This is a genomic window from Caulobacter sp. FV1ye6ST (genome assembly GCF_058681225.1).
Genome location: NZ_CM178733.1, coordinates 4,624,315 through 4,651,192, shown reverse-complemented (window position 1 = coordinate 4,651,192; position 26,878 = coordinate 4,624,315). Strand labels below are relative to the sequence as shown.

Genomic DNA, 26,878 nt, shown 5'->3' with positions numbered 1-26,878 from the left:
TCTTGTCCAGCTTGTGGCCGTCCCTGCGACGCGACGTCGCGGCCCCTTTGAGCGAACCGCCCATTTCCCTTGATTTTCAAGGGCGCGCCCGTCGAAAGCGGGTTCCGTTCCGGCGCTGTTGCCTCTAAGGAACACGCGCCTCCAGAGGTCTGACAATATGGCCGGCGAGGCCCCATATTTTGTCCGGCGCCGCTTTCGGCGCGTCCTGAAGGCGAAGATCCATGGCTCAGTACGACGTCGTCATCATCGGTGGTGGTCCCGGTGGCTACAACGCGGCGATCCGCGCCGGTCAGCTGGGTCTGAAGACCGCGATCGTCGAAGGCCGCGGCAAGCTGGGCGGCACCTGCCTGAACGTGGGCTGCATGCCATCCAAGGCCCTCCTGCACGCTTCGGAACTGTATCAGGCCGCCGTCGGTCCCGAGTTCGCCAAGCTGGGCATCGAGGTCAAGCCGAAGCTGAACCTGCCGCAGATGATGGCCCAGAAGGCCGAGAGCGTCGAAGCCCTGACCAAGGGCGTCGAGTTCCTGATGAAGAAGAACAAGGCCGACTACGTGAAGGGCTGGGGCCGCATCGACGGACCCGGCAAGGTCGTCGTGAAGGCCGAGGACGGTACCGAAACCGTGCTCGAGACCAAGAACATCGTCATCGCCACCGGCTCCGAGCCCACCCCTCTCCCGGGCGTGACGATCGACAACAAGCGCATCGTCGACTCGACGGGCGCCCTGTCGCTGCCGGAAGTGCCGAAGTCGCTGATCGTCGTCGGCGCGGGCGTCATCGGCCTGGAGCTGGGCTCGGTCTGGAAGCGCCTGGGCGCCGAAGTGACCGTCGTCGAATATCTGGACCGCATCCTGCCGGGTACGGACACGGAGGTCGCCACCGCCTTCCAGAAGATCCTGACCAAGCAGGGCTTCAAGTTCCAGCTGGGCGCCAAGGTCACCGGCGCCGTGGCCTCGGCCAAGGGCGTGAAGCTGACCCATGAGCCGGTCGCCGGCGGCGAGGCCCAGACGATCGAGGCCGATTACGTGCTGGTCGCCATCGGCCGCCGCCCGTTCACCCAAGGCCTGGGCCTGGAAACGGTCGGCATCACCCCCGACAAGCGCGGCATGATCGCCAACGACCACTACAAGACCGGCGTGGCCGGCGTCTGGGTGGTCGGCGACGTGACCTCGGGTCCGATGCTGGCCCACAAGGCCGAGGACGAGGCCATCGCCTGTATCGAACTGATCGCGGGCAAGGCCGGCCACGTGAACTACGACATCATCCCCGGCGTCGTTTACACCAGCCCCGAAGTGGCCACGGTCGGCAAGACCGAGGACGAGCTGAAGGCCGCGGGCGTCGCCTACAAGGTCGGCAAGTTCCCGTTCCTGGCCAACAGCCGCGCCAAGATCAACCACGAGACCGACGGCTTCGTGAAGGTGCTGGCCGACGCCAAGACCGACCGCATCCTGGGCGCCCACATGGTGGGTCCGAACGTCGGCGACATGATCGCCGAATATTGCGTGGCCATGGAGTTCGGCGGCGCCTCGGAAGACGTGGCCCGCACCTGCCACCCGCACCCCACGCGTTCGGAAGCCCTGCGCCAGGCGGCCATGGGCGTCGAGGGCTGGGTGACCCAGGCCTGAGGACGCTCGCGTAACGGGTCTTTACGATAAGTGATGACCACGTTCGACAATCGGACGTAGAGTGGCGGGGTTTCGGCAATGGAGCCCCGCCATGCTTTTGTCCGCGTTGATCCTCGCCACCGTCCTGCAAGCCGCGCCAGCGGCCGCCGCCGTGGTCATCCCGGAGGCCGCGCCCGTGGTCGGCCATGCGGCCTCTCTGCTTGGGCGAAAGCCGTTCGATCCGGCTCAGCGCGTGGATCAGCTGAAGATGCGGCTCCCCAAGGCCGCTCGCCCAAAGGCCTTCGACGAGGCGCGCGCCCGACCCTTCGCATCGCCGTCGCCCAAGATGAAGCCGTCGCCACGGCCGCCGGCGGACTTCGTGCGCAACCCACAGATGGCCAACTGCGGTCGCAACGGGCTGGAGAAAGCCGGCTATCCTGGCGCCGCGCGGGTCCAGCCGCTTTCCAGGATGCCCGACGCCCATGCCGAGCGCGCGGTGGTTCGCCTGGTCGATGGCTGCCCCGTCCCCGTCCTGATCGCGCAGCGCACGCCAGCCCGTTAGGCGCTCCGCCTCGCCCACGAAAAAGCCCCGCCGGTCCGCCGGCGGGGCTGTACGCGTCTTCAGAGGGGAGGAACGCCCGAGGGGCGGGCGCTTACGCTACGCTTACTAAACGGATCAGAACTCTTCCCAGTCCTCGCTGGCGCCGACGGCCTTGGCCAGCTTGGCCTGGGCGGCGGCGACCGGGTTCACGCCCGGGCGGCTGACCGTGCTGGCGAGGGCCGGACCACGGCTCGGAGCCGGAGCGGCGGCGCGGGGCGCGGGGGCAGGGGCGGCGGTACGGTGGGGCGAGCGGCTGGCGCTCTGGGTCATGGTCGCGGTCGCGCCGTTGACGCGGAAGCGGCCGATCATCTGCATCAGGTTGCCGGCCTCGCCCTTCAGGGCGTGGGAGGCGGCGGTCGACTGTTCGACCATGGCGGCGTTCTGCTGGACGGTCTGGTCCATCTGGTTGACGGCGGCGTTGACCTGGTTGAGGCCGGTGGCCTGTTCCTGGCCCGAGGCCGCGATTTCGCTGACCAGGGCGTCGATCTCGCTGACCTTGCCGACGATGGCCTGCAGGGCCTCGCCGGTCTGGCCGACCATCGAGACGCCCTGGTTGACCTGCTGCGACGAGGTGGAGATCAGGGTCTTGATCTCCTTGGCCGCGTCGGCGGAGCGCTGGGCGAGCGCCCGAACTTCCTGGGCGACGACGGCGAAGCCTCGGCCGGCTTCACCCGCGCGGGCGGCCTCGACGCCGGCGTTCAGCGCCAGCAGGTTGGTCTGGAAGGCGATCTCGTCGATGACGCCGATGATCTGGCTGATCGACTGCGACGACTTCTCGATCTGGTTCATGGCCTCGACGGCGTTGCGGACCACGATGCTGGAGCGCTCGGCGTCGCCGCGGGTCGAGCCGACCACCTTGGAGGCTTCCTGGGCGCCGGCCGACGAGCGTTTCACCGTGGCGGTGATCTCGTCGAGAGCGGCGGCGGTCTCTTCCAGGCTGGCGGCCTGCTGCTCGCTGCGGCGCGACAAGTCGTCGGCGGCCGAGGCGATCTCGTCCGAACCCGCGCCGATGCTGTTGGCGGCGTGGACGATGGTCCCCATGGCGTCTTCCAGTTGGCCGATGGCGCCGTTGAAGTCCATGCGCAGGCGCTTGTAGGCGTCCGGGAATTCCTGTTCGAGGCGGTAGGTCAGGTCGCCGTCCGACAGGCGAGCCAGGCCGGTGGCGATGGCCTCCATCACGAACGCCTGCTCCTTGGCCGACGCGTCGGCGATTTCCTGGTTGCGGCGGCGCTCGGATTCCGTCTCGGCGTTGGCGCGCTGCTGGGCGGCCTCGGCGGTGCGCAGGGCCAGGGCGTTGTCTTTGAACACCTGGACCGAACGGGCCATGGCGCCGACCTCGTCCTTACGTTCCGCGCCCTTGACCTCGACGTCCACCGAGCCCTGGGCCAGGGTCTCCATGGTCTTGGCGGTGACGGCCAGCGGGGCGGCGATCTTCCGGGAGCCGATCCACAGGGCCAGGACCAAGGCGGCGCCGGCGGTGATCAGGCCGAACAGGATCGAAGAGACGGTGCCGTTCGCGGTCTCCTTGGAGGCCGTGGCGACCATGGCCTTGGTCTCGCTGTTGTGGCGGTCGGTGAAGGCGATCACGTCCCTGTTCAGCTGGGCCATTTCCGGGTCGATCTCGACCATGATCGACTTCGCGGCGTCGTCGATGTCCTGCAGGCCGAAGTCGGCGCTGCTGCGAGCGCTGGCGTAGATCACTTCGAGCCGCGACGCGAAGGCGGCGACGGACTTGGCGGTGTCCGGATCGGCGGTCCGTATGGCGGCCAAGTTCGTCTTGGCTTCCTTGTAGGTCTTGTCCAGCTCCTCGCTCGCCGACTTGGCCTCGGCCGAGGCGCCTTCATAGGCGATGGTGCGATAGGCGGCATAACCCATGGAGGCGACGCTGCGGTTGAAGCGCGAGGCTTCAAGCTCGGCCGGGGCGCGCCGTTCGACGAGGATTTTCGTGCGCGCCTCGACCTTGCTGGTCTGCCAGGCGCCCATGCCCACGATCGCCAGGGCGATCACGGCCAGTATGATGGCCGGCAGCGCCACCTTGGTGGAAATCTTCAGGTCGTCGAACTTCATGGGAGCCTCATTCGGCGATCGCGTCACTCGCGCTCGGCGGAAAGCGTGTGCTTCCGGTCCAGAAAAACCTATCGCCGTAAAATCGCGGTTAATGCTGAGACGCCCGTCCCTTTTAGCGACAAGCCGCCACACGCATTCGACGCCGCCTAAGCCTTGGGATGAGCGGCCTGATAGGCGGCCAGAAGTCCGGCGGCGTCGACCTGGGTATAGCGCTGGGTCGTCGACAGCGAGGCGTGGCCCAGCAAGTCCTGGATGGCCCGCAGGTCCGCCCCCGCGCCCAGCAGGTGGGTCGCGAAGGCGTGGCGGAAGGCGTGGGGCGTCACGCGGTCGGAGAGACCGAGGCGTCCGCGCAGGGTCTGGACCAGCCCCTGGACGTGGCGGGGCGACAGCGGTCCGCCGCGCTTGGCCCGGAACAGCGGCTCGTCGGCGGTCAGCACGAAGGGCAACTCGTTCAGATAGACGTCGACCGTCTCGCGGACGGCGTCCAGCACCGGCACGATCCGGGTCTTGCCGCCCTTGCCGGTGATGCGGATGGCGACGCCGAGCGGCGCGTCGGCATAGGTCAGCGAGAGCGCCTCGCTGATCCGTAGGCCGCAGCCCCAGAGCAGGGTCAGCACCGCCTCGTCGCGGGCGGTCTCCCAGGGCTCGCGCTCGGTGTCGCCGGCGGCCTCGGTGATCAGGTCGCGCGCCTGGTCCTCGGAGACGGGACGCGGCAGGCCGATCTTCAGGCGCGGGCCGCGCACCAGCTCGACGGCGGCGTTGGCCACGCCGTGACGCTGATCGAGATAGCGATGGAAGGCGCGGATCGACGACAGCGCCTGGCTGATCGAGCGCGGGGCCAGGGCGTCGTCGCCCTGGCGGCGGAAGGCCAGATAACCGCGCAGGTCGGCGGCCGAGATCTCGCCCATGGCCGAGAGGCTGACGCTCTCCCCGCGATGCCGCTCCAGGAAGTTCAGATAGGCCAGGACGTTGTCGCCATAGGCCCGCACCGTGAGCGGCGAGGCTCGGCGCTCCAGCGTCAGGTAGTCCAGCCAGGCGGCGTAGGCCTGGCGAGCGCTCCCGACGCTTGAGGTCACAACACGGGCCAGCGTTCGGCGGTGCGCTCGACCACGCGGGCCAGGAAGTTCACCAGCTCCGTGCCCATGTCGGGCGTGAAGCCTTCAGGATCGGTCGAGCCGAAGGCGACCAGGGCTTCGCGGCGCGGCTCCCAGATCGCCATGCGGACCAGGGCCATGCTGCGGATGGTCTCGGCCTTGTCGCCGAACAGCGGCAGGGCGGGGGCGAAGAAGCCCATGCGGGCGATCGGGGCCTCGCCCAGAATCATGTCGACCTGACCCTCGGCCAGGACATGCCAGCCGGCGGGAACCCGGTGCGGCCCCTCCAGGGCTAGGGTCCCCGCGGCCAGACCGAAGCGCAGCTGGGTCATTTCGTCGACGCGACGGGCGAGGTCGGAATGGTTGCGAGCGTCCAGCAGGTCGATGACCGCGGCGTGGGTTTGGGCCTGGGCCGAATAGTTGGCGCGGGCGTTGGCCTCGATCGCCTGGCGGACGCTGGCCTCGCGCTTGTGGGCGGCGGCGGCCCGGGCCAGGGCGCGCGGACCGAAGTCGACGACATTGGCGGCGTCGACCCGCAGGCCCAGCTCGCCCAGCAGGTCTTCGTCATGGCGCAGGAATTCCGGCTGGACGCGCAGGAAGTCGCGGACGCTCTCGGCGTCGACCGGTTTTCTGCTGGCGTTCGTCGCGTCGCTCATCGTCGTCCCCACCGGTAAAAAGCACTCCGTCCGGATGAAGCGGGCAAGACGGTTAATGTCCGCTTGATGACGACTCGACCGCGGCTCTCGACCTGGGGACGGTTTGGCGGCAAAAGCATGCCGTCATGTCCCGTATCGCTTCCGTTCTGCTGCCGATGCCGTTGCCGGAGGCCTTCGACTACGCCGAGCCGGACGGACTCGATCTGAGCATCGGCGACCATGTGGCCGTGCCCCTGGGCCCGCGCGTGATTCGCGGCGTCGTCGTCGCCCTGCGCGACGGGACGGGCGGCAACCGGCCGCTGAAGCTGATCCAGGGCCGGGTCGACGATCCGCCGCTGCCGCCGGGCGTGCTGGCCTTCGTCGAGTGGGCGGCGCGCTATTCGGTCGACCTGCCCGGCTGGCCCTTGGCCATGGCCTTGCGCGGCCTGCGCCATCCGCCGCCCAAGCCCGACAAGGTGCTGGTGTTGTCCGGAACCCAGCCCGCCCGCATGACCCCTGCGCGCCTGAAGGTGCTGGCCGCCGCCGAGGGCGTGAAGCTCTCCGGCGTAGCCCTGGCCTCGGCCGCTGGCGTGTCGGCGGGCGTCGTGAAGGGTCTTGTCGACGAGGGCGTGCTGGCGGTCGACTATGTGGAGCCCGAGCGCGGCCTGCCGCAGCCCGACCTTTCCCTGCCGCCGCGCGACCTCAACCCCGGCCAGGCCGCCTGCGTCGCGGTGATGACGGAGATGCTGGACGCCGGCGGCTTCCAGGCGGCGCTGCTGGACGGGGTGACCGGCTCGGGCAAGACCGAGGTCTATCTGGAGGCGGTCGCCGCGGCGCTGGAGGATCCCGAAGCCCAGATCCTGGTGCTGCTGCCCGAGATCGCCCTGACACAAGCCGTGCTGGCTCGCTTCGAGCAGCGGTTCGGCGCCCTGCCGGCCGAGTGGCACTCCGGCGTCTCGCCGCCGCGTCGCCGGCAGGTCTGGGAAGCGGTGGCCAGCGGCAACGCCCGCATCGTGGTGGGGGCCCGCTCGGCCCTGTTCCTGCCGTTTCGCAAGCTGCGCCTGATCGTGGTCGACGAGGAGCACGACAGCTCGTTCAAGCAGGAAGAGGGCTTTATCTACCAGGCGCGCGACCTAGCCGTGGCCCGCGCCAAGATCGAAGGGGCGAGCGTGCTGCTGGCCTCGGCCACGCCGTCGCTGGAGAGCCTGTTCAACGCCCAGGCCCGCCGCTACCGCTGGCTGCGGCTGTCGGCGCGCCACGGCGCGGCCCAGCTGCCGGACATCGACCTGATCGACATGCGCCAGACGCCGCCGGAGCCGGGGCGCTGGTTGTCGCCACCGCTGATCAAGGCCATGGCCGTCACGCTCCAAAGGGGCGAGCAGGCCATGCTGTTCCTCAATCGGCGAGGCTATGCGCCGCTGGTGCTGTGCAAGGCCTGCGGCGAGAAGATGAAGTCGCCCGACACCGACAGCTGGCTGGTCGAGCACCGCTATACCGGGCGCCTGGTCTGCCACCTGACCGGCTTCTCGATGAAGAAGCCCGAGGCTTGCCCGCACTGCGGGGCCAAGGACAGCCTCGTCTCGATCGGTCCCGGCGTCGAGCGGGTCGAGGAGGAGGCGCGGCATATCTTCCCGGATGCGCGGATCGCGGTGTTCTCGTCCGACACGGTGATGGACGCCGAGGCCGCCAAGACCCTGGTGGCGACCATGGCGGCGGGCGAGATCGACATTCTCGTGGCCACCCAGGCCGCGGCCAAGGGTCACAACTTCCCGAACCTGACCCTGGTGGGCGTGGTCGACGCGGATCTGTCCTTGCGGGGCGGCGACCTGCGGGCCGGGGAGCGGACCTTCCAGCTGCTGGCCCAGGCCGCCGGCCGGGCGGGACGTCACGAGAAGCCGGGGCGGGCGCTGCTGCAGACCTATTCGCCCGACCACGCGGTGATGCAGGCCTTGAAAGCCCAGGACCGCGACGCCTTCATCGAGGCCGAGATGGCCATGCGCCAGGACGCCGGCCTGCCGCCCTATGGACGCTTGGCGGCGGTGATCGCCTCGGGGCCGGACGCCGCGGCGCTGGAAGCCTATGTCGACGCCCTGGCCGCGGTGATCCCCAACGCCGAGGGCGTCGAGGTGTTCGGTCCCGCCGACGCGCCGCTGGCCCTGGTGCGGGGCCGTCGCCGCAAGCGGTTCCTGGTCAGGGCCGAGCGCAATGTCGATCTGCAGGGCTTCATGGCGGCCTGGCGCGCGCGGGCCAAGGTTCCGAACTCGGTCCGCGTGGTGATCGATATCGACCCCTACAGCTTCCTCTGAGCCCAAGTGTCGCAGCGGCCTCGCGTCGCATTTCCGCGAGCTTGACCTTGCGCCCAATGTCCAGCGCCCGACGAAGGGATGAACCCGTCGCGAAAGGCAAGGCGTGCTCTGGCGCGCCGGAGGAGACCCATGAAATCACTGCTCACATCGTTGGCGTTCGCGTTCAGCCTGGCCGCGGCCGGCGCGGCGATGGCCCAGACCGCGCCCACCTCCGCCCCACTGTCCGGCTCTGGCGGCTCGATCCAGTCGCCATTGTTCAAGGCCTGGATCGCCGACTACCAGAAGGCCGGCGGCGAGCCGATCGCCTATGCGGGGCAGAACTCCGCCTTCGGCATCAGCCAGATCGAGAGCAAGGCGGCCGACTTTGGGGTCACGGCCATGCCGATGTCGGACGCCGACCTGAAGGCCAAGGGTCTGTCGCAATTTCCGTTCGTGATCAGCGGCACGGTGCTGGTCACCAATGTCCCGGGCCTTGAGAGCGGCAAGCTGAAGCTGGACGGCCAGGCCTTGGCGGCGATCTTCCTGGGCAAGATAAGCAAGTGGAACGACCCGGCGCTGAAGGCCCTCAATCCGGGCCTCGATCTGCCCGATTGGCCGATCACCGTGGCCCACCGCACCGATCCCGCCAGCATGAGCCTGCTGCTGACCAGCTATCTGTCGTCGGTCAGTCCGGAGTGGAAGGCGGGTCCCGGCGCCGGCGAGACGGTCAACTGGCCGGCGGGCCTGGGCGGCAAGGGCAATGCCGGGATCAGCGAGATCATGTCCGGCACCATGGGCACGATCAGCTATGTCGAATACGCCTACGCCCTGGACAAGAAGTTGGACCTGGTGGCGCTGAAGAACCGTGACGGGACGTTCGTGGCGCCGTCGCCGGCCGCCTTCTCGTCGTTCGCCGCTTCGGCGCCGTGGACGGCCAGCAAGGGCTTCGGCGTCCAGACCCTTGACCAGCCGGGCAAGGCGACTTGGCCGCTGGTGCTGGTCAGCTACGGCCTGCTGCGCGACGACGCCGCGCCGGACCGGACCAAGCGCGTCCGCGACTTCTTCGCCTGGGGCTACGAGCACGGCGACGCCGACATCACGACCTTGGGCTATGCGCCCGTGCCGGCCTCCGTGAAGGCCGCGGTGCGGGCCCACTGGAAGTAGTCAGTTCGTTGGCTCGCTCTTGTCCAGCGTCGGAGCTCCCGACGCTGGCTGGTGCGAGCGCAGGGGCAGGGCGGGGATGAACAGGATCGTCGCCAGACCGGCGGCGATCACGAACAGGGCCGCGATCATCACCCCGCTGACGGCGTTGATCAGCGCGCCTTGCAGCACCGGATCGGCGTGGGCCGCCTGGCCGCTGGCGGCCGCCTTGACCGCCATGCCTTCCAGCTTGCCGAGGTCGAGGCCGCCGCCGGGCAGGTCGGCCAGGCGCGCGGTCAGCATTGTCCCGGCCAGCGCCGCGCCGACGGTCGAGCCGATCTGGCGGAAGAACTGGTTGGAACTGGTGGCTACGCCGATGTCGCGGGGGTCGACGGCGTTCTGGGTGGCGATGTTGAACAGGCTCTGGCCCGGACCCAGGCCCAGCCCGACGAAGGCCAGCAGGACGCAGAGCAGCGGCAGGCTGTGGATCCTCGACAGGTCGTGCAGCAGGAACACCGCGACCAGCAGGATGACCGCGCCGCCCAGCATGTAGGGCTTGTACTGGCCGGTCTTGCTGACCAGCTGGCCGGCGACGGTGCTGCTGATGATCAGGCCGGCCATCAGCGGCAGCATGGTCATGCCGCTGACCGTGGCGGGCACGCCCCGGCCCAGCTGCAGGAACAGCGGCAGGAACATCACCACGCCCATGAAGGCCATGGAGATCAGGAAGCCGGCCAGGTTGGCCGTGGTGAACACCCTGTTCTGGAACAGGTGCATCGGCAGGATCGGGTTGGAGACCTTGGTCTCGGCCACGACGAAGGCGGCCAGCGACACGGCGGCCAGGGCGAAGAGGCCCAGGCTCGGCGGTGAGCGCCAGGCGAAGCTGTGGCCGCCCAGGCTGAGCGCCAGCAGCAGCGGCACGAAGGCGGCGATCAGCAGGGCCGCGCCCAGGAAGTCGATCTTGCCCGAACGCCGGTGCTCCAGCGGCGGCATTTTCACGATGACCATGAACAGCGACAGCAGGGACAGCGGCAGGTTGACGTAGAACACCCAGCGCCAGCCGGCGATCGTCTGGCTGCCGATCTGCACCGTGCCGTGGTCGGTGAAATAGCCGCCGATGATCGGTCCCAGCACGCTGGCCAGGCCGAACACCGAGCCGAAGATGCCCGCGAACTTGCCCCGCTCGCGCGGCGGATAGAGGTCGGCGATGATGGCGAAGGCGGTGGTGAACAGCGCGCCGCCGCCGATGCCCTGCAGGGCGCGGAACACGATCAGCTGCACCATGCCCGGCATGCCCAGGAGGGTTCCGAACTCGCCCGCCAGGCCCGACAGCCACGAGCCGGCCAGGAAGATCGAGATGCCGGTGATCAGCACGGGCTTGCGGCCGAAGATGTCGCCCAGCTTACCCCAGATCGGCACCATCACCGTCGAGGTCAGCAGGTAGGACGTCGTGACCCACGAATAGAGATTGAGGCCGTTCAGCTCGGAAATGATCCGCGGCATGGCCGTGGACACGATCGTCTGGTCCAGCGCGCTGAGCAGGAACACGATCATCAGCGCCGTCAAGGTCAGGCGGCGCTCGGCGTCGGTGAAGGTCTGCGAGGTCATCGGGGCCCTGGGAGCGTGATAAGCCGGGGTCGCCGACCTATCACGCTCCAAGGTGGGGGCGTAGCGCTTAGTGGTCCTTCTTCGCCCCGCGCTTGCGCGACAGCATGTTCAGGCCCTCGACCCCGGCCGAGAAGGCCATGGCCGTGTAGATGTAGCCCTTGGGCACGTGGGCGCCGAAGCCCTCGGCGATCAGCACGGTGCCGATCATCAGCAGGAAGCCCAGGGCCAGCATGACCACGGTCGGGTTGTCGTTGATGAAGTTGGCCAGCGGATCGGCGGCCAGCATCATGACGGCCACGGCGATGATCACGGCGGCGACCATGATCGGCAGGTGATCGGTCATGCCGACGGCGGTCAGGATCGAGTCGATCGAGAACACCAGGTCCAGCAGGATGATCTGGAAGATCGCCGCGCCGACGTTGGAGATCACGACGGTGACCTTGTCCTTCTCCAGCACGTCGTCGCTCTTGCCGGGGTCTACGCTGTGGTGGATCTCCTTGGTCGCCTTCCAGATCAGGAAGACGCCGCCGGCGATCAGGATCAGGTCGCGCCACGAGAAGGCGGTCTCGAAGCCGGGCTCGCCATGCGCGCCGACCGGCCCGTTGATGCCCAGGTCGAAGACCGGCGCGGTCAGGCCGACGATGAAGGCGATGGTCGACAGCAGCACCAGCCGCATGATCAGCGCCAGCGAGATGCCGATGCGGCGGACTCGCGTGCGATGCTCGGGCGGCAGCTTGTTCGACAGGATCGAAATGAAGACCAGATTGTCGATCCCCAGAACCACTTCCATGACGATCAGCGTCACCAGAGCGGCCCAGGCGGCCGGATCGGCGACCAAGCTAAGGAGTTCGTTCATCGGTCCTCTCTAAGGTTGTCGGTCAAGCCGCTTTTTCGCGTATGCATACATGTATCGCATGCGAGATAGGCGGGTAACGCTGATCTTTCCACCGTGGGGGCGGAAAGGCAGGCCCTTAAGGGACGCCGTCGATGCCGGACGCCGCCAACATAAAGCCCCTGACCGCGTTGCGGTTCTTCGCCGCCTTCTGGGTGGTGATGTACCACTATTGGCCCAAGCTGGACGTCGGCTTCACCCCGGCGATCGCGCAGAAGGGCTATCTGGGGGTCGAGGCGTTCTTCGTCCTGTCGGGCTTCATCCTGTGCCACGTCTATCTGCACGGCTTCGGGGAAGGGCGGTTCCGTTACGGCGACTTCCTGTGGAATCGGCTGGCGCGGGTCTATCCGCTGCACCTGGCCACCCTCGTCGGGGTCGGCGCCATGGCGATCGCCGGTGGAATGGCGGGGCTGAACGTCGATCCGAACATTCTGTCGTGGAAGTCGCTGCCGGCGAACCTGCTTCTGGTCCATGCCTGGGGCTTCGCGCCGGTGGCGGGCTGGAACCACGCTTCGTGGTCGATCTCGGCCGAGTGGTTCGCCTATCTCAGCTTCCCGGCCTTCGCCTTCGTGGCCTGGAGGCTGCGCGAGCGGCCGGTCGTGGCGGTGCTGGGCGCCCTGGCGGTGATCGCCGGGCTGTACCCGGCCTTCCAGGTCCTGGCGGGCTTTTCGCTGACCGAGGCGACCATCCAATGGGGCGCCCTGCGCATCGTGCCGTGCTTCGCTTTCGGCTGCGCCCTGCACGCGCTCTGGCGTTCGGATCGATTCCCGACGCGCCTCAGCGGCTACGGCGCCGCTTTATTGGGCATGGCCACGCTTGCCGCGATCCAGTTTTCCGCACCCGATCTGGTGATCGTGATGCTTCTGGGCGGGCTTATTTTCATGCTCGCGACCCTCGCCAAGGCCGGTTACGAGTTTGCTGGACAGCCAGTTTTCGTCTATCTAGGCGAGATCAGCTACTCGACCTATATGATCTGCATTCCGTGGAAGATCCTGGCGGTCAATGTCGCAACCAAACTGTTCAATATTCAGAGCGACAAGTTGCCGCTCGTGGTCTGGGTGTTGATTGTCGCCGCATTGATCCCGCTGTCGGCGATTTCCTATCATTTCATTGAGCATCCGTGCCGGGAATGGATGAAGTCTATGGCCGTTCACAGGAAACAGCGGCGCTTGGCGCTCGCGGGTGCGGCATAAACACTCTTTTCACCAGTCTCTGGCAGGGTTATCCCTTAGCCCAGTGACGCGGGGGAGTACCCACAGCATGACGAAACGGACCAGGGCCCTTTTGGGTTCCCTGCTCGCTGCCGCCATGATCAGCTTTGCGCCGGTGACGGCCAGTGCTGACGGCTATTGGCAGTGCGTACCGTTCGCCCGTCTGATGTCGGGTATTCAAATCTTTGGCGACGCCCGCACGTGGTGGTCGCAAGCCGCCGGCAAGTACGACACGGGCTCGGTCCCGAAGATCGGCTCGGTTCTCTCCTTCAAGCCTACCGCCCGCATGAACCTCGGTCACGTGGCGTTTGTCAGCCAGGTGCTGACCGACCGGGTCATCCAGGTCACCCACGCCAACTGGTCGATCATCGAAGGCGATCGCGGCCAGATCGAAAAGGACGTCACCGTCGTCGACGTCTCGCCCAACGGCGACTGGACGCAGGTCAAGGTCTGGTACGACCCGATCCGCGATCTGGGCACCAGCGTCTATCCGACCAACGGCTTCATCTACCAGGACGCCCAGGCGACGAAGATCGCCATGGCGACCAGCAAGATCGCCATGGCCCAGAACGCCGTGGTCTCGGCCGCCAAGCAAGCCGCCAACCAGGTCGCCAATTCGGTTCGCTCTTCGCCGCTGGACATCATCGGCCAGGCCGCCGACTCGACCGATCGTATCGCCGCTCTGATCGAGGCCGCCGCTGGTGGTGGTTCGTCGAGCGACACGAGCAACAAGCAGAACGCCCCTCGGTAAACGGGAGCGCGTTGACCTAGAGCGCGGGCAGGGGCACACCCGACCCGCAGCTAGGACGCCCAGCGATGCTTAGAATCCTCCGTCACGGCGCTCCGGGCTTCGAGTCCGGCGGTCTGTCGCCCGACTGGCGGGTGCCGGCCGACGCCGTCTGGATCGAGCTGGTCGATCCCACCCGCGCCGAGGAAGTCGCCGTCGAGCAGTCGATCGGCCTGCTGCTGCCCACCCGCGAGGAGATGGCCGAGATCGAGGCCTCCTCGCGCCTCTACCAGGAGGACGGCGGCACGTTCATGACCGCCACGGTGCTGGTCAACGCCGACGGCGACCTGCCGACCGCCGCCCCCGTCACCTTCGTGCTGGCCGGCGCGCGCCTGATCACCATCCGCTATGTCGAGCCGAAGGCCTTCTCGGTGTTCGCCGCCCAGGCCGAGCGCCAGCCCAGCCTGTGTCCCAACGGCCTGCAGACCTTCCTGGGCCTGCTGGACGCCATCGTCGATCGCACCGCCGACATCCTCGAACGCACCGCCGCCGAGGTCGAGGTCCAGTCGCGCGCCATCTTCAGCCGCCCGCGCGGCGCGGCCTTCGAGAGCATCCTCAATCGCCTGGGGCGGGCCCAGAACGTCAATTCCAAGGCCCGCGACAGCCTGGTCAGCCTGGCCCGCCTGCTCAGCTTCGCCGCCCTGGCCGACCAGTTCGACGGGTCCAAGGAACTGCGCGACCACCTGAAATCGCTGCAGCGCGACGTCCAGTCGATCACCGACCACTCCAGCTACGTGGCCAGCAACATCACCTTCCTGCTCGACGCCGCCCTGGGTCTGATCAACATCGAGCAAAACTCGATCTTCAAGGTGTTCTCGGTCTTCTCGGTGATGTTCCTGCCCCCGACCCTGGTGGCCGGGATCTACGGCATGAACTTCGTCCACATGCCCGAGCTCAACTGGCTGGAAGGCTATCCCATGGCCATCGGCATGATGATTCTGGCGGCCGCCGCGCCCTTGCTGTGGTTCCGCCGTAAGGGCTGGCTGTAGAAATAGCGGCGCGAAAAATCATGATCGTTTTTTCCTATTGCAAAGCCTTTCATAGTGAAGGCGAGGCAAAAACAGCTGGAGCCGCCTACAAGCGCGCCCATTCCAGCATCGATTACGGTGTGAAGCCGCACGGCCAGACTTGGCGCGTGAAGGTATCCTTCGACTACGACGAGAAGATCGTCCGTGATCTTGAAAAAGACGGATTCAGGGTCTGCGCATAAGCGCTCGTCCAAGGACGGCGCTTTACGGAAAGCATGGGCAGGGCGCGACTTTTCGTCGCGGTCTAAACGATGGCTTAAAGCTGATGTGGCAGGTTGGGCGCTGTTTCCCCGTTCTCAGCGTACCCGCCGGAGCGCTCCGCGAACCCTCATGCCCGCCGCCGCGTCATCACGACCGAGCCTGATCCGCAATCTTCACGCCTCCGTGGTGCGTGAGGCGCTGGAGGCTCACGCGCGCTACATGAAGGGTCTGCCCAAGGGGCGCCGCGCGGTGCTGCAGTACGTCAACCTGAACAATTACGAGCTGGACGGGGTCGACCTCTCGGAGGCCGACCTGACCGGGGCGCTGCTGGGCGGGGCCTCGCTGCGCCGGGCCAAGCTGACCCGCGCCACCCTTTACGGGACCGACCTGCGCGATTCCGACCTGCGCGACGCCGACCTTTCCCGTTGCGACATGCGCGGGGCCTGCCTGCGCGGCGCCAATCTGGGCGGGGCCAATCTCTCCGGATGCGACCTGCGCGAAGGCGTCACCGCCGTGCAGGATGGTGAAAAGGGCCTGCGGATCCTGGAGCATTCCAAGCGACCGGGCGAGCTGGACTACGCCGTGCTGCAAGGCGCCAATCTGAATGGGGCGCAGATGGCGGGCGCCTTCGCGCGCCAGGCCGACTTCACCGACGCCGACCTCACGGGCGTAACCCTGCAGGGCGCCAGGCTGACCAATGCGGTCATGGACGGGGCGGATCTGTCGGGCGCCAACCTGCACAATGCCGAGATGTCCAAGGTCTCGCTGCGCCGGGCGATCATGGTGGGCGTCGACGTCAGCGGCGCGGACCTGACCGACGCCGACATGACCGAGGTGCTGCGGGCGCCGCCGCCGATCTTCTATGTCGACGACCTGCCCCTCAACGAGGTGCTGGAAGCCCACGAGCTGTTCTGCAAATCCGACGGTCGCGACGGCAAGGTGGCCAACCTGGCCGATGTCGACTTCCGCCCCCTGCGCCGCCTCAAGGACCGCCGGCTGAGCGGCCTGTCCGCGCCCAAGGCGGTGTTCTTCGGCATGGACCTGGACGGCGCCCAGCTGCAGGGCGCGAACCTGGCTGGCGCTGACCTGCGCGGGGCCAAGCTGCGGGGGGCCGACCTGCGCGGCGCGCGCCTGGTCGACGCCCAGCTGACCCGCGCCGATCTCAGCGGCGCCAAGCTCGGCCCCCTGAAGATCGCCGAGGACCGGGTCATCCGCACCGACCTGACTCGCGCCGTGCTGCGCGGGGCCAATCTGAAGGGCGTCAGCGCCCGGCGAGCCCGCTTCATCGAGGCCGACCTGACCCGCGCGCGCCTCGACGGCGCCGACCTGACCGACGCCGAGCTGCCGTCGGGCTTCTAGAGCGTTTTCCGACGAAGTGGATACCGGTCCGTCGTCAGAAAACGCGTCAAAACAAGACGCTAGAGCATTTCACCGATCCAGTTGGATCGGGAAAAATGCTCTAGCCTCTCGTCACGCCCTTCGGCGGCGTTTTGACGCGCTCCCCACAACGGATATCGCACGCCGCTCGATGCGGCATGGCGGCCGTCGCGGCGTCTATGGGCGAGGAGGCGACATCATGATCCTTTTCCCCACGTCGGGCGGCGCGCCCGAGGCCGCCGCGCCGGCGTTCATCGGCCCAGCGCTGACTCAGGACCGGACAGTGTTGGGCGTGGCGGTCGTCAGCGCCCCCCGCTACCAGGGATCGAGCCGCTATCGCCTCGTCGCCGTGCCGGTGGTCGAACTTCGCTACGGCCGCTTCTTCGCCAATCCGCGCAAGGGGATCGGCTATCAGCTGGTCAAGACCCAAAGGCTGACCGTGTCGGCGGCGGCGACCTATGTGCGCGGTTATCGCGAGGCGGACGCCCCCGCCGGGATCGGGCGCCTGGCCAGCGGCATGGGCGCGCGGGTGGCGGTCGACTACAAGCGGCACGGTGTCCGCCTAACCCTGGGCGCGACCAAGGTCCTGTCCGGGGGCCTCGGCGGCGCCCTGGTCGACGGGGCCATCGCGGTCCCCATCCCGCTCTCCAAGCGTCTGGTCCTGATGCCCGCCGTCTCGGCGACCTGGGCCGACCGCGGCTACAACGACCGCTATTTCGGCGTGACCGGGGTCCAGTCCGCCGCCTCGGGCCTGCCGGTCTTCCATCCGAGCGGCGGGGTCAAGGACGTGACGGCCAGTCTGGGGGCCGTCTACCACGTCAACGACCGGATCAGCCTGATCGCGACCGGCGCGATGTCCAACATCGTCGGCGACGCACGGAACAGCCCGATCGTCAGGGAGCGGACGCAGACCTCGGCTGTCGTCTCGATGACCTACCGCTTCTAGCCTTGCTTTTGGCGAGAAGCCTTGCGGTCGGCATTAACCTTGGTGTTGATGCGCGAAACCGTGGGAGTCTTCGATGTCGCGTTTGTCCTGGATCGCCGCCGCTGGCGCCCTCGCCCTGGCGGCCACGGCCGGATCCGCCCACGCCGCCGCGCCCGCGCTCGAGAAGACCGCCTGCGCCGGCGACTACAAGGCCAGCGGCCTGAAGGTCGATTGCGGGAACTTGGTCGTCGACGAGACGCGCGGCGATGCCAAGAGCCGCCGCATCAAGGTCGCCTTCGCCGTCGTCCACGCCAGCGAGCCCAAGGCCGGCCTGCCGCCGGTGATGTATCTGCACGGCGGACCGGGCGGCTCGGCCCTGAAAGGCCTGCCGCGCCTGCTGAGCAGCAAGGCCTCGCGCGAGTTCGTCGCGCTCGACCAGGACTGGGTGTTCATCGACCAGCGCGGCGGCGGCCAGTCCGTCCCCAATCTCGACTGCCCCGGCACGCACCTCACCGACGCCGGCCCGCCAACCGACCAGGACGCGCAAGGCATCGTCGCCTGCCTGAAGGACTTCCAGGCCAAGGGCGTGGATATCTCGCGCTACAACGCCGTCGAGGTCGCCAAGGACGTCCAGGACCTCCGCGAGCTGCTGGGCTTCAAGCGGATCGACCTGTTCGGCGGCTCGTACGGCACCCGCATCGAGGCGGCCATCCAGGCCCATGAGCCGCAGGGCGTGCGCGCGGTGGTCCAGGACTCGCCCTGGCCGCCCGAGGCCGACTGGACCGTCGGCGGTCCGGCCATGGTCTCCAACTCGATCGACATCGTCATGGCCAAGTGCGCGGTCGTGGCCGAGTGCGCCAAGCGCTATCCCGACCTGAAGGCCAAGCTGGCCGTGGTCGCCGAGCACTGGCTTGCGGGGCCGCAGACGATCAACGGCAAGACCTACACGGCCGACGACCTGGGCGGCTGGCTGATGGACGCCAGCTACTTCACCGCCGGCGTGCTGCCGCGCGACCTGTGGAAGGTGATCGAGGGCGACGTCGCGCCGGTCGCCGACTTCGTCGAGAGCCGCGACTACTACAGCGAGGGCCAGTTCATGACCCACCTGTGCAAGGAAGAGATTCCGTTCGAGGCCCGCGCTGACGTCGCCAAGGGCACGGAGAACGATCCGATCGCCCGCCTGATGGTCGTGTCGATGCAGCGCATCCACGACGTCTGCAAGGCGATCGATGTCGGTCCGATCTCCAAGGCCGAGCAGGAACCGGTCAAGACCGCCATCCCGACCCTGTTCCTGGCCGCCGAGATCGACCCCGGCTGCCCGCCGGAACTGACCAAGGCCGCCGCCAAGGGCTACGAGGGCTCGCAGGTGGTCATCGTCACCAACGCCACCCACGGCGTCAGCCGCGCCAGCCCGTGCACGCGCAAGATGATCCGGAGCTTCTTCCAGGACCCGACCAAGCCGGTGGACCGGAGCTGCTTGCCAGCGGCCGACACGCCGATGACGTTCACCTACGCGGGGTAGCCCCTACATCTTCTTCTTCAGCGGCAGCAGGTCCGGATAGACCGCGGCGCGCTTCTGGGCCTTGGCCGTGAAGGCCTCGGCCATGTGGGGGCCGGAGAACATGCCCGTCTGCCAGGTGGCGATGTAGTCGAGAGCGTCGGCGATCGAGTGGTCGCGGGCGTAGTTGATCATCACCTTGCTGCCCGCCACGGCCAGCGGCGACTTGCCGGCGATCTCGCGGGCCGTGGCCAGGGCATGGTCGACGAGCGCCTCGTGGGTGTCGAACACCTCGTTGACCAGGCCGATCTCCTTGGCGCGCTGGGCCGGCAGGCGACGACCCGTATAGGCCAGCTCGCGCACCCAGCCCTCGGGGATCAGCTTGCACAGGCGCGGGAAGGTGCCGACATCGGCGGTCATGCCGATGTTGATCTCCTGGATCTGGAAGAAGGCGTCGGCGCTGGCGTAGCGGATGTCGCAGGCGCTGACGAAGTCGACCGCCCCGCCGATGCAGCCGCCCTGGATGGCGATGATCACCGGCATCCGGGCCTTGTCCAGGCACGAGAAGCTGTCTTGCAGCACGTGCACGAAGCGGCGGAAGCTCTCGGCGGCCACCCAGCGGTCGGCGTCCTGGCGGGCGGTGACGCCCTCGTCATCCGTGAACACCGAAAGATCCATGCCGGCGCTGAAGTGCTTGCCGGTCGAGGAGATGACGATGCAACGTGCGCGCGCGTTGTCATCAATATCTTTTACAATCGCGGGAAGCTCGTTCCAGAAGGGCCGTGTCATGGTGTTCATGGCTTCGGGGCGCTTCAACTGGATGTGCGCGACGCCGGCCTCGATCTCGACCTTGAAACAGCTATACTCGTCCTGATCGTGGCCGCTCATGCCTAGTCTCCCCAAGAAACGTTTCGTGTCTTGATCACACTATCGGCCCGGCGGGAGACGGCGACAACACTGACCTAACGGAAGAGGAACTTCGCGATGACCACTCGCAAGACAGCGACCGCCCTGGCCCTGGCCGCCCTGACGGCATCCAGCCTCGCCGCGGCGCCCGCGCCGGTCATGGCCCAGTCGCGCGGCCTCAGCGGCCTGTTCGCCTGCGAAGGCTCGGGCGGCAAGCAGGAAGGCGGCGCCCTGATCGGCGCGGCGGCCGGCGCCCTGCTGGGCAACAAGATCGGCGGCAAGAACAAGACCCTCGGCACTTTGGTCGGGGCGGCGGCCGGCGCGGCGGCGGGCGGCTATATCGGCTGCCGCATGCAGTCGACCGACGCGGCCCTGGCCGAGCAGGCCACCAAGAAGGCGCTGGAGACCGGCGTCGCCCAGACCTGGTCCAACAGCCGCACCGGCAATTCCGGCCGTATCGCGGTGGTCTCATCCAGCTACGGCCCGCCGATCGACGGCCGCGACCTCCGCTACGCGGCCGGCGTCCAGAGCCTGCCCAGCTATGAGGCCGCCGGCGGCGCCTATGTCGCCAGCTCCAACGCCAACCTGCGCGCCGGTCCGTCGACCAGAACCAAGGTGGTCGGCAAGGTCGCGGCGGGCGAGAGCTTCGACGCCTTGGGCCTGGCCCCGAACGGCGGGTGGGTGCTTGTGGGCCGCAACGGCTACGCGACGGGCTACGCCGCCGCCTCGCTGGTGCGCCCCTACGGCCAACAGGTCGCCAGCTGCCGCGTGATCGACGCCTCGGTGTCGGGCGGCGCCCAGCGCGCCTCCAGCCAGCGCTACAGCGCCTGCAAGGACGCGCGCGGCGAGTGGCAGGTGACCCAGGCCTAGAGCGCGTTAGGTTTAAGTGTGAGCGGTTAAACCGCTCGAACGCGCTCTAAATGTATGATTTAGAGCCTGTTTACTCGGTTTAGATGGTTCCATCTAAACCGAACAGGCTCTAGCAGGCGGTGAAGTTCAGAGGTCGATGATCTCGCACTTCAGCGTTTGACGGATCCGCTCCGCGACGATCTGTCGGTGACAGCAATTGGGGTCGTCCTCGTAGCAGAGCAGGGCGACCCTTTTTGTCTTCGCTAGTTCGGTCGCCTGGGCCAGGGCCAGTACGGCGTCCGGCTCCTCCAGGTGGGCGTTGAAGATCTGGCGCATCTCGTCTATCCGGCCCGCCCGCGCGGCCTGCCGGCCCGGCTTGGGCGTGCCCAGAGGCCGCAGGTGCAGATAGTCGACGCCCTGGTCCTTCAGGCTGTTTCCAAGCAGGGTCTTGGAAAAGCCGGCCTTGCGCGAGCTGGCCACGGCCCGGACGTCGACGACCAGTTCGACCCCCGCGGCCTTCAGGCGATTGATCATGCCGCCTTGGGTGTCGGTTTCGTAGCCGATGGTGGCGAGCTTGTTCATCTCATCGCTTTCCTGTCGGGGCTCCATGGACGCGGAGGCCCCGCGCGCCTAACTTAACGCCCAACAGCCCCAAGGAGCCACGCCGATGGACGCGGCCGTCTTTCGCGAACCTCGCAAGCGCTCCGTGGCCGTACCCGGCGGCGAGATCGCGGCCCTGGAGTTCGGTCCACAGGACAAGCCGATCGACGTGGTCTTTGTCCACGCCAACGGCTTCAACGCCCAGACCTATCGCGTGCTGCTGTCGCCGCTGGGCGCGGGCCTGCGGATCCTGGCCATCGACCAGCGCGGCCACGGCGACACCACGCTGCCGGCCCATCCCGAGGGCCGCCGCTCCTGGCGCGACCTGCAAGGCGACCTGACCGGCCTGCTGGATGTCCTGGACGGTCCGCCTGTGGTGCTGGCCGGCCACTCGATGGGCGGCACGGTCAGCCTGCTGGCCGCCGCCGAGCGCCCGGACCGGGTCAAGGGCCTGGTCTTGCTGGACCCGGTGATCATGCCCTGGCTGGCCACCCTCTACGCCAAGGCGCCCTGGACCTCGGGCCGTCTCTGGAAACACATGCCGCTGGTCCAGTCGGCCCTGCGCCGCCGGGCCGTGTTCGACGATCGCGAGCAGGTGTTCGCCGGCTACAAGGGCCGCGGGGCCTTCAAGACCTGGCCCGAGACCATGCTGGCCGACTATGTCGCCGGCGGCTTCGTCCCGCGCCAGGACGGCAAGGTCGAGCTGGCCTGCGCCCCGGCGTGGGAGGCCTCGAACTACGCGGCCCAGGGCCATGATCCTTGGCGGGCGGTCAAGCGGGTCAAGGCCCCGGTGCGGATCCTCAAGGCCGAGAAGCACTCGACCTGCATGGCCGGCGACGGCTTCGCGCGGCGAGGCCGGGACGTGAAGATCGAGGTCGTGCCGGGGACCAGCCACTTCCTGCCGATGGAGCGTCCGGACGTGGTGCGGGACGCGTTGTTCGACATGGCGACGGGCTAGGGGCCGAAACCTCGTCCTTCGACAGGCTCAGGATGAGGTTTCTAGTGCGACGCTGAAGTAGCCCTCATCCTGAGCTTTGTCGAAGGACGAGGGCGGACCGCCCTACAGCGCCAACCCCTCCACCTCATGCGCCGCCAGAGCCGCCCGCGCCGCGTCCGTCACCGGCACCACCTTGCGCGCGTCCAGGTCGAAGGTGATCGCCACCGCCTCGGACGTGCCCCAGGGCTGCCCCGTCACCGGGTCCAGCATCCAGTGGGCCATGCGCATGGTGCGCGCGTCCGTGCCGATCAGGCCCGAGCGGATCTCGACGCGGTCGCCGGGCCTGGGCCAGGCCAGGTAGGCGATGCGGTACTCCAGGACCGCGCCCCCATACCGCGTGGGCTTGGGCTCGGCGTGGTCGACCACGACGTCCCGGAAAGGGTGGATGAAGGCGCCGATGCCGTCCGAGACCCGGCCGATGAACTGCTCGGCGCGCATTCGTCCGTATACGTCACAATCGGATGGCAGCAGGCCGCCGAGGCCGATCCGCGGGAGGCTTAAGGCTTCGGCGCGCTCCAGGCTGGCGGTTGGGGCGAACGGCGACAGGTCGATGCTCCGGGCGCGGGCCTTCTCGGGAATCTCGACCTTCAGGGCCTCGGCGCGCGCACGGGCGATCCGGGGCCAGGGGAAGGGCTGGCCTTCCCGCGGGGTGGCGTGGACCACGGTGGTCTGGAAGGTCGCGGCCAGCTCGCCCGAGGCCGGATGGATCAGGAGTTGAAGGAGCTTGGCCTCGGTCTCGCCCATCTCGATCACCCCGCCCAGCATGGTCAGGGGCGCGCCGGCGTGGGCCTCGCGCAGGAAGCGGATGTGGTGCTCCTTGACCAGAAGCGTGGCGTTGGCGTGGGGCGAGAACGCCTGCGGCATACCCAGCTCGGCGGCCAGACCGATCAGGCCCTCCTGGGCGCGGACCACGTAGTGGCGCACATTCATGTGCCCCATCTCGTCGCAGTCCCAGGTGTTGACGCCGCCGCGCCAGATCTCGACGCCGGGGAGTGTCTCAGCGGTCGTCATGGCGCGGCTCCCCAAAAGCAAGAATGGCGCGCCAGATCTCGACGCCGGGGAGTGTCTCAGCGGTCGTCATGGCGCGGCTCCCCAAAAGCAGGAATGGCGCGCCAGATCTCGACGCCGGGGAGTGTCTCAGCGGTCGTCATGGCGTCTCTCGAACGGTGTTGAACAGCTGTTCGAACCTAGCCGCGTTCTCTCAGCTTCGGCAATCGGCGCAGAGGCCGTGGGCCTCGATGGTCACGGCGGTCAGGGCGTAGCCGGCCGAGGCGCCGGCGGCGATGATGTCCGCGCTGGCCTGGGGCTCGATCTCGCGGGTCGCGCCGCAGCAGTCGCAGATCAGGAAGGCCGCCGCATGACCGTCGGCTTCCTTGCGGCAGGCGACATAGGCGTTGAGGCTCTCGATCCGGTGGGCGAAGCCCTGCTTTTCCAGGAAGTCGAGCGCGCGGTAGACGGTCGGCGGCTTGGCCGGCGGCCCGTCGCCGCCGAAGGTCGAGATCAGGTCATAGGCCTTCACCGGCTGGCCGGCTTGGAGCAGCAGTTCCAGCACCCGGCGGCGCGGGGCGGTCAGGCGCTGCTCGGCGGCCGCGCAGCGGGCTTCGGCGGCCTCGAGTTCGGCCGCGAGGGCGGAGCCGCCAACGCCGTGATTGTGGTGATCGTGTCCGCAAGGAGAGCCGTGGGCCATGGCCAACAGGTAGAGGCCACGGCCCTCCGGCGCAACCTTCGCTTAGTAGGGCGACTTGGCCACCAGCGCGCTCTCGGCGTCGCACTGGGCTGGAGCGGTCGCGGCCTTGCGGGCTTCGGCGATCTCCTGGCGAACACCGTCGACGTCGTCGCGGAAGGCCTTGGAGCCGTGCAGGGCGGCGACCAGGGCCGCGCCGTTGGTGCGGCCGGCCTCGACGGCGCTGTTGTTGTGCACGCCGCAGACCAGGCGGCTTTCCCCGAAGGCGCGGGCCCGGGCCAGGATCGGCGTGGCGTGGGCCGGGTCGGCCTCGGCCAGGATCAGGCCGACGGTCCAGCCCCAGGTGGTGTGGCCCGACGGATAGTCGGGGCTCTTGGCCAGGCCGTCGGTCTTGTCGACGCAGATCGGGCCCTCGTCGATCAGGTAGGGGCGCTTGCGCTGGTAGAGGTCCTTGGGCTTGTTGACCGCGTCGATCACGTCGAAGCGCAGCTTCATCAGCAGGGCGGTGGTCTTGGGCAGCTTCCCCGGGTCGGGCGTGAAGCCCAGGGCGCAGGCGAAGTCGCCGACGATCTTGCGCTCGTCGACGTCGTTCTGGGCCAGGGCCCAGCGCGGGGTGTCCTTCAGGCTCCGGCTGGCCAGGAAGATCTTGCGATCTTCCTCGTAGCGCGCCTCGCCTTCCTTGGGCGCGGGCGGAAGGACCTTCGACGTGTCCAGAGCGCCCGGCGGCAGATAGCCCTTCTGCGCGGGCGCCGCCTGGCGGGCGACGGCCAGGTCCGACATGGCGAGGCCCGAGGCGGCGATGACCACGGCGGCGCCGGCGGCGAGAGCGATCTTGAAGCGCATGAAGAGGAATCCCCGAACGATGGTTTCGGAACCCTGCCCCTCCAAGGTGACGCTAGCAAGGCGGCCGCTAGAGCATTTTCCGGCGAAGTGGATGCCGGTTGGTCGTCAGAAAATGCGTTAGCACAAAAGGCTAGAACAGCGGCGCGCTCAGCAGGTTGGCCTCCGCCGTGCAGCGGGCCGGATCCGGCGGTGAGGCCTGGGCGCGGGTCGCGTCCAGCTCGGCCCGCACGCCGGCCAGGTCGTTCTTGAACGCTTCCGAACTCCACAGGGCCGCGAACAGGGTCTCGGCGTTCTTGCGGCCGGCCTCGACCGAGCTGGCGTTATGGACACCGCAGATCACCCGGCTCTCGCCGAAGGCCCGGGCGCGGGCCAGGATCGCCTCGGAGCGGTCCGGCGCGGCCTCGGCCAGCAGCAGGCCCACGGTCCAGCCCCAGGTGGCGTGGCCCGACGGATAGTCCGGCGACAGCGAGAAGCCCAGGCTGGGCTTGATGCACAGGGGCCCGCTCTGTGACCGGAAGGGGCGGGCGCGCCGATACTTCATCTTCGGCCCCGACACCGCCGGACGCACGTCGCGGCTGATGCGCAGCAGCATGGCCGCCAGCTTGGGGTTCTTCTCGCGGGTCGGCGCGTAGCCCAGCGCGCAGGTATAGGCCGCGAGGACGTTCTCCTCGTCGTCGTCGGCCCGGGCGATCGCCCAGCGCGGCGTGCCTTCCAGCTTGCGGGTGGCCAGGAAGATCTGGCGGTCTTTCTCCGCCTCTGGCGAGCCCTTGGCGGGCGGCGGGGGCAGGTGATCGCGCGCATCGAACTGGGCCTTGGTCAGGTAGCGGCCCGCCGGAGCGGTGTCGCCGCCGAGCGTGGCGCAGCCGGTCAGGGCCAGGACGGCGGCGAAGGCCAAAACACGCATATGAAAAAGGGTCCCCGGAGCAATCCGGGGACCCTGCATTTTCACTGGAGTCGGATCAAGCTTACTTGCCGAACAGCTTGTTCCAGCGCGGCTTCTCGCGGCCCTTCCAGGCTTCGCGGTGATAGGCGTCCGAGGCGATCAGCGGCACGACCGTGGTGGCTTCGGCGAAGACCATCTGTTCGTAGGTGGTGTTCACCTTGCCCCACGAGGCGGCTTCCTTCAGCGTCGACGACGAGCAGGCGCCGTCGCGGACGTCGGCGACCGTGATCTGGATGGCGTACTTGTGCATGTCGGCCTCGACGCCGAGGATCTCGGCGCAGACGACGGTGTCCTGAGCGAAGTTCTTGGGAACGCCGCCGCCGACCATGAACAGGCCCGTGGTGCCGGCCGCGATCTTGATGTCGGTCAGTTCACGGAAGTCGGCGACCGCGTCGATCATCAGATAGGGCTGCTTGGCGGCGATGCGCTCCTTCTGGTGCTTGACCAGGCCAAAGCCGGCCGAGCTGTCGACGAAGGCCGGGCAGAAGATCGGCACGCCTTCTTCGTAGGCGGTCTGGATCAGCGAGCCGGGCTTCTTGGCGTTGCCTTCCGACAGCCACTTGCCCATTTCCCAGATGAACTCGCGCGAGGAATAGGCGCGCGGCTCCAGGCGGTTGCAGATCTCCAGGATCGTGTGATCGCAGTTCTGCAGCTCTTCTTCGTCGATATAGGTGTCGTAGATGCGGTCGATGTAGTTGTCGCGCAGCACGTTGTCGTCGACCGGGCCGGCGGCCTGATAGTGCTTGAAGCCCAGGGCCTCGAAGAAATCCATGTCGACGATCGAGGCGCCGGTGGCGACCACGGCGTCGATCATGCCGTTCTGCACCATGTCGCGATAGACGTGCATGCAGCCGCCGGCCGAGGTCGACCCGGCCAGGATCAGCCAGGGCGAGCAGCCCTTGTCTTCCAGGGCCATGTTGAAGATGTCGGCGGCGCGCGCGGTGTCGCGGCTCGAGAACGACATCTTGCGCATGGAGTCGATGATCGGACGGGCGTCGAACGACGTGATGTCGATGTGCTCGACGACGTTCTGCAGCAGTTCGGCCTTGGTATTGTTCGGAACGGGAGCGTTCATGACAGAGGATCCTCTGAAGGTGAGCGCCCGT

The 26,878-nt window shown here is 68.0% G+C and carries 25 protein-coding genes; 13 read left to right on the top strand and 12 right to left on the bottom strand.

The features are described 5' to 3' along the window. Positions 1–221: 221 nt before the first annotated feature. Positions 222–1,622 carry a dihydrolipoyl dehydrogenase gene (gene lpdA / locus ACW175_RS22085; RefSeq protein ID WP_492102070.1) on the top strand — a complete coding sequence of 467 codons (1,401 nt, stop codon included), beginning with the start codon at positions 222–224 and terminating at the stop codon, positions 1,620–1,622. 91 nt (positions 1,623–1,713) lie between these two features. Further along, complete coding sequence (locus ACW175_RS22080) at positions 1,714–2,163, top strand: hypothetical protein (RefSeq protein WP_492102069.1); 450 nt, start codon at positions 1,714–1,716, stop codon at positions 2,161–2,163. A 114-nt stretch (positions 2,164–2,277) separates the two neighbouring features. Here the strand turns inward: ACW175_RS22080 and ACW175_RS22075 are convergent, their stop codons facing one another. The 3 genes from ACW175_RS22075 to ACW175_RS22065 all read right to left on the bottom strand — a co-directional run bounded on the left by ACW175_RS22075 (position 2,278) and on the right by ACW175_RS22065 (position 6,019). Then, positions 2,278–4,269, bottom strand: a complete 1,992-nt coding sequence (locus ACW175_RS22075; protein WP_492102068.1) for a methyl-accepting chemotaxis protein — start codon at positions 4,267–4,269, stop codon at positions 2,278–2,280. Between the two features lie 146 nt (positions 4,270–4,415). Continuing rightward, on the bottom strand, positions 4,416–5,345 hold the full coding sequence (locus ACW175_RS22070; protein WP_492102067.1) for a tyrosine recombinase XerC: 930 nt from the start codon (positions 5,343–5,345) through the stop codon (positions 4,416–4,418). Then, positions 5,342–6,019 carry a DUF484 family protein gene (locus tag ACW175_RS22065; RefSeq protein WP_492102066.1) on the bottom strand — a complete coding sequence of 226 codons (678 nt, stop codon included), beginning with the start codon at positions 6,017–6,019 and terminating at the stop codon, positions 5,342–5,344. Before ACW175_RS22065 ends, ACW175_RS22070 begins: the two co-directional genes overlap by 4 nt. Before the next feature lie 125 nt (positions 6,020–6,144). Here ACW175_RS22065 and ACW175_RS22060 point away from each other — a divergent pair, with 125 nt between their 5' ends. Continuing rightward, positions 6,145–8,304 carry a primosomal protein N' gene (locus ACW175_RS22060; RefSeq protein WP_492102065.1) on the top strand — a complete coding sequence of 720 codons (2,160 nt, stop codon included), beginning with the start codon at positions 6,145–6,147 and terminating at the stop codon, positions 8,302–8,304. A gap of 129 nt (positions 8,305–8,433) precedes the next feature. Continuing rightward, positions 8,434–9,447, top strand: a complete 1,014-nt coding sequence (gene pstS, locus ACW175_RS22055) for a phosphate ABC transporter substrate-binding protein PstS (RefSeq protein WP_492102064.1) — start codon at positions 8,434–8,436, stop codon at positions 9,445–9,447. On the opposite strand, the gene ACW175_RS22050 is transcribed toward pstS, so the two are convergent. Then, complete coding sequence (locus tag ACW175_RS22050; protein WP_492102063.1) at positions 9,448–11,031, bottom strand: MDR family MFS transporter; 1,584 nt, start codon at positions 11,029–11,031, stop codon at positions 9,448–9,450. 67 nt (positions 11,032–11,098) lie between these two features. After that, positions 11,099–11,887 (bottom strand): TerC family protein, encoded by a 789-nt coding sequence (locus ACW175_RS22045; protein WP_492102062.1) that lies wholly within the window; start codon positions 11,885–11,887, stop codon positions 11,099–11,101. A gap of 131 nt (positions 11,888–12,018) precedes the next feature. Between ACW175_RS22045 and ACW175_RS22040 the strand changes: the two genes are divergently transcribed. The 7 genes from ACW175_RS22040 (at position 12,019) to ACW175_RS22010 (ending at position 18,974) form a co-directional block, all read left to right on the top strand. Next, positions 12,019–13,116: an acyltransferase family protein gene (locus tag ACW175_RS22040; RefSeq protein ID WP_492102061.1), complete on the top strand. Its 1,098-nt coding sequence runs from the start codon at positions 12,019–12,021 to the stop codon at positions 13,114–13,116. Between the two features lie 67 nt (positions 13,117–13,183). Next, a complete protein-coding gene (locus tag ACW175_RS22035; RefSeq protein ID WP_492102060.1) occupies positions 13,184–13,885 on the top strand; it encodes a CHAP domain-containing protein in 702 nt (233 codons plus the stop codon). Positions 13,886–13,950: 65 nt separating this feature from the next. After that, positions 13,951–14,910 carry a magnesium transporter CorA family protein gene (locus ACW175_RS22030; RefSeq protein WP_492102059.1) on the top strand — a complete coding sequence of 320 codons (960 nt, stop codon included), beginning with the start codon at positions 13,951–13,953 and terminating at the stop codon, positions 14,908–14,910. Positions 14,911–14,930: 20 nt separating this feature from the next. Beyond that, on the top strand, positions 14,931–15,131 hold the full coding sequence (locus ACW175_RS22025) for a hypothetical protein (protein ID WP_492102058.1): 201 nt from the start codon (positions 14,931–14,933) through the stop codon (positions 15,129–15,131). Positions 15,132–15,279: 148 nt separating this feature from the next. Next, entirely contained in the window at positions 15,280–16,509 is a 1,230-nt protein-coding gene (locus ACW175_RS22020) for a pentapeptide repeat-containing protein (RefSeq protein ID WP_492102057.1), read from the top strand. 217 nt (positions 16,510–16,726) lie between these two features. After that, positions 16,727–17,473: a MipA/OmpV family protein gene (locus ACW175_RS22015; protein WP_492102056.1), complete on the top strand. Its 747-nt coding sequence runs from the start codon at positions 16,727–16,729 to the stop codon at positions 17,471–17,473. A 73-nt stretch (positions 17,474–17,546) separates the two neighbouring features. After that, a complete protein-coding gene (locus tag ACW175_RS22010) occupies positions 17,547–18,974 on the top strand; it encodes an alpha/beta hydrolase (RefSeq protein WP_492102055.1) in 1,428 nt (475 codons plus the stop codon). A gap of 3 nt (positions 18,975–18,977) precedes the next feature. Here ACW175_RS22010 and ACW175_RS22005 read toward each other — a convergent pair whose 3' ends face one another. Then, positions 18,978–19,838: a crotonase/enoyl-CoA hydratase family protein gene (locus tag ACW175_RS22005; RefSeq protein WP_492102054.1), complete on the bottom strand. Its 861-nt coding sequence runs from the start codon at positions 19,836–19,838 to the stop codon at positions 18,978–18,980. Between the two features lie 96 nt (positions 19,839–19,934). Here ACW175_RS22005 and ACW175_RS22000 point away from each other — a divergent pair, with 96 nt between their 5' ends. Next, a complete protein-coding gene (locus ACW175_RS22000) occupies positions 19,935–20,726 on the top strand; it encodes an SH3 domain-containing protein (protein ID WP_492102053.1) in 792 nt (263 codons plus the stop codon). A gap of 126 nt (positions 20,727–20,852) precedes the next feature. Here the strand turns inward: ACW175_RS22000 and ACW175_RS21995 are convergent, their stop codons facing one another. Then, the gene (locus ACW175_RS21995; protein ID WP_492102052.1) at positions 20,853–21,287 is read right to left on the bottom strand and encodes a DUF488 domain-containing protein; all 435 of its coding nucleotides are present in this window, start codon (positions 21,285–21,287) and stop codon (positions 20,853–20,855) included. A gap of 85 nt (positions 21,288–21,372) precedes the next feature. On the opposite strand from ACW175_RS21995, the gene ACW175_RS21990 reads away from it, so the two are divergent. Continuing rightward, a complete protein-coding gene (locus tag ACW175_RS21990; RefSeq protein ID WP_492102051.1) occupies positions 21,373–22,263 on the top strand; it encodes an alpha/beta fold hydrolase in 891 nt (296 codons plus the stop codon). Positions 22,264–22,365: 102 nt separating this feature from the next. Here ACW175_RS21990 and ACW175_RS21985 read toward each other — a convergent pair whose 3' ends face one another. The 5 genes from ACW175_RS21985 to ACW175_RS21965 all read right to left on the bottom strand — a co-directional run bounded on the left by ACW175_RS21985 (position 22,366) and on the right by ACW175_RS21965 (position 26,847). After that, positions 22,366–23,313 (bottom strand): thioesterase family protein, encoded by a 948-nt coding sequence (locus ACW175_RS21985; RefSeq protein WP_492102050.1) that lies wholly within the window; start codon positions 23,311–23,313, stop codon positions 22,366–22,368. A gap of 190 nt (positions 23,314–23,503) precedes the next feature. Beyond that, entirely contained in the window at positions 23,504–23,989 is a 486-nt protein-coding gene (locus ACW175_RS21980) for a transcriptional repressor (RefSeq protein WP_492102049.1), read from the bottom strand. Between the two features lie 42 nt (positions 23,990–24,031). Continuing rightward, positions 24,032–24,829, bottom strand: coding sequence for an acid phosphatase (locus ACW175_RS21975; RefSeq protein WP_492102048.1), 798 nt, complete (start codon positions 24,827–24,829; stop codon positions 24,032–24,034). Positions 24,830–24,959: 130 nt separating this feature from the next. Then, positions 24,960–25,733 carry an acid phosphatase gene (locus ACW175_RS21970; RefSeq protein ID WP_492102047.1) on the bottom strand — a complete coding sequence of 258 codons (774 nt, stop codon included), beginning with the start codon at positions 25,731–25,733 and terminating at the stop codon, positions 24,960–24,962. A gap of 61 nt (positions 25,734–25,794) precedes the next feature. After that, positions 25,795–26,847 (bottom strand): 1,9-bis(guanidino)-5-aza-nonane synthase, encoded by a 1,053-nt coding sequence (locus ACW175_RS21965; protein ID WP_492102046.1) that lies wholly within the window; start codon positions 26,845–26,847, stop codon positions 25,795–25,797. Positions 26,848–26,878: the final 31 nt, after the last annotated feature.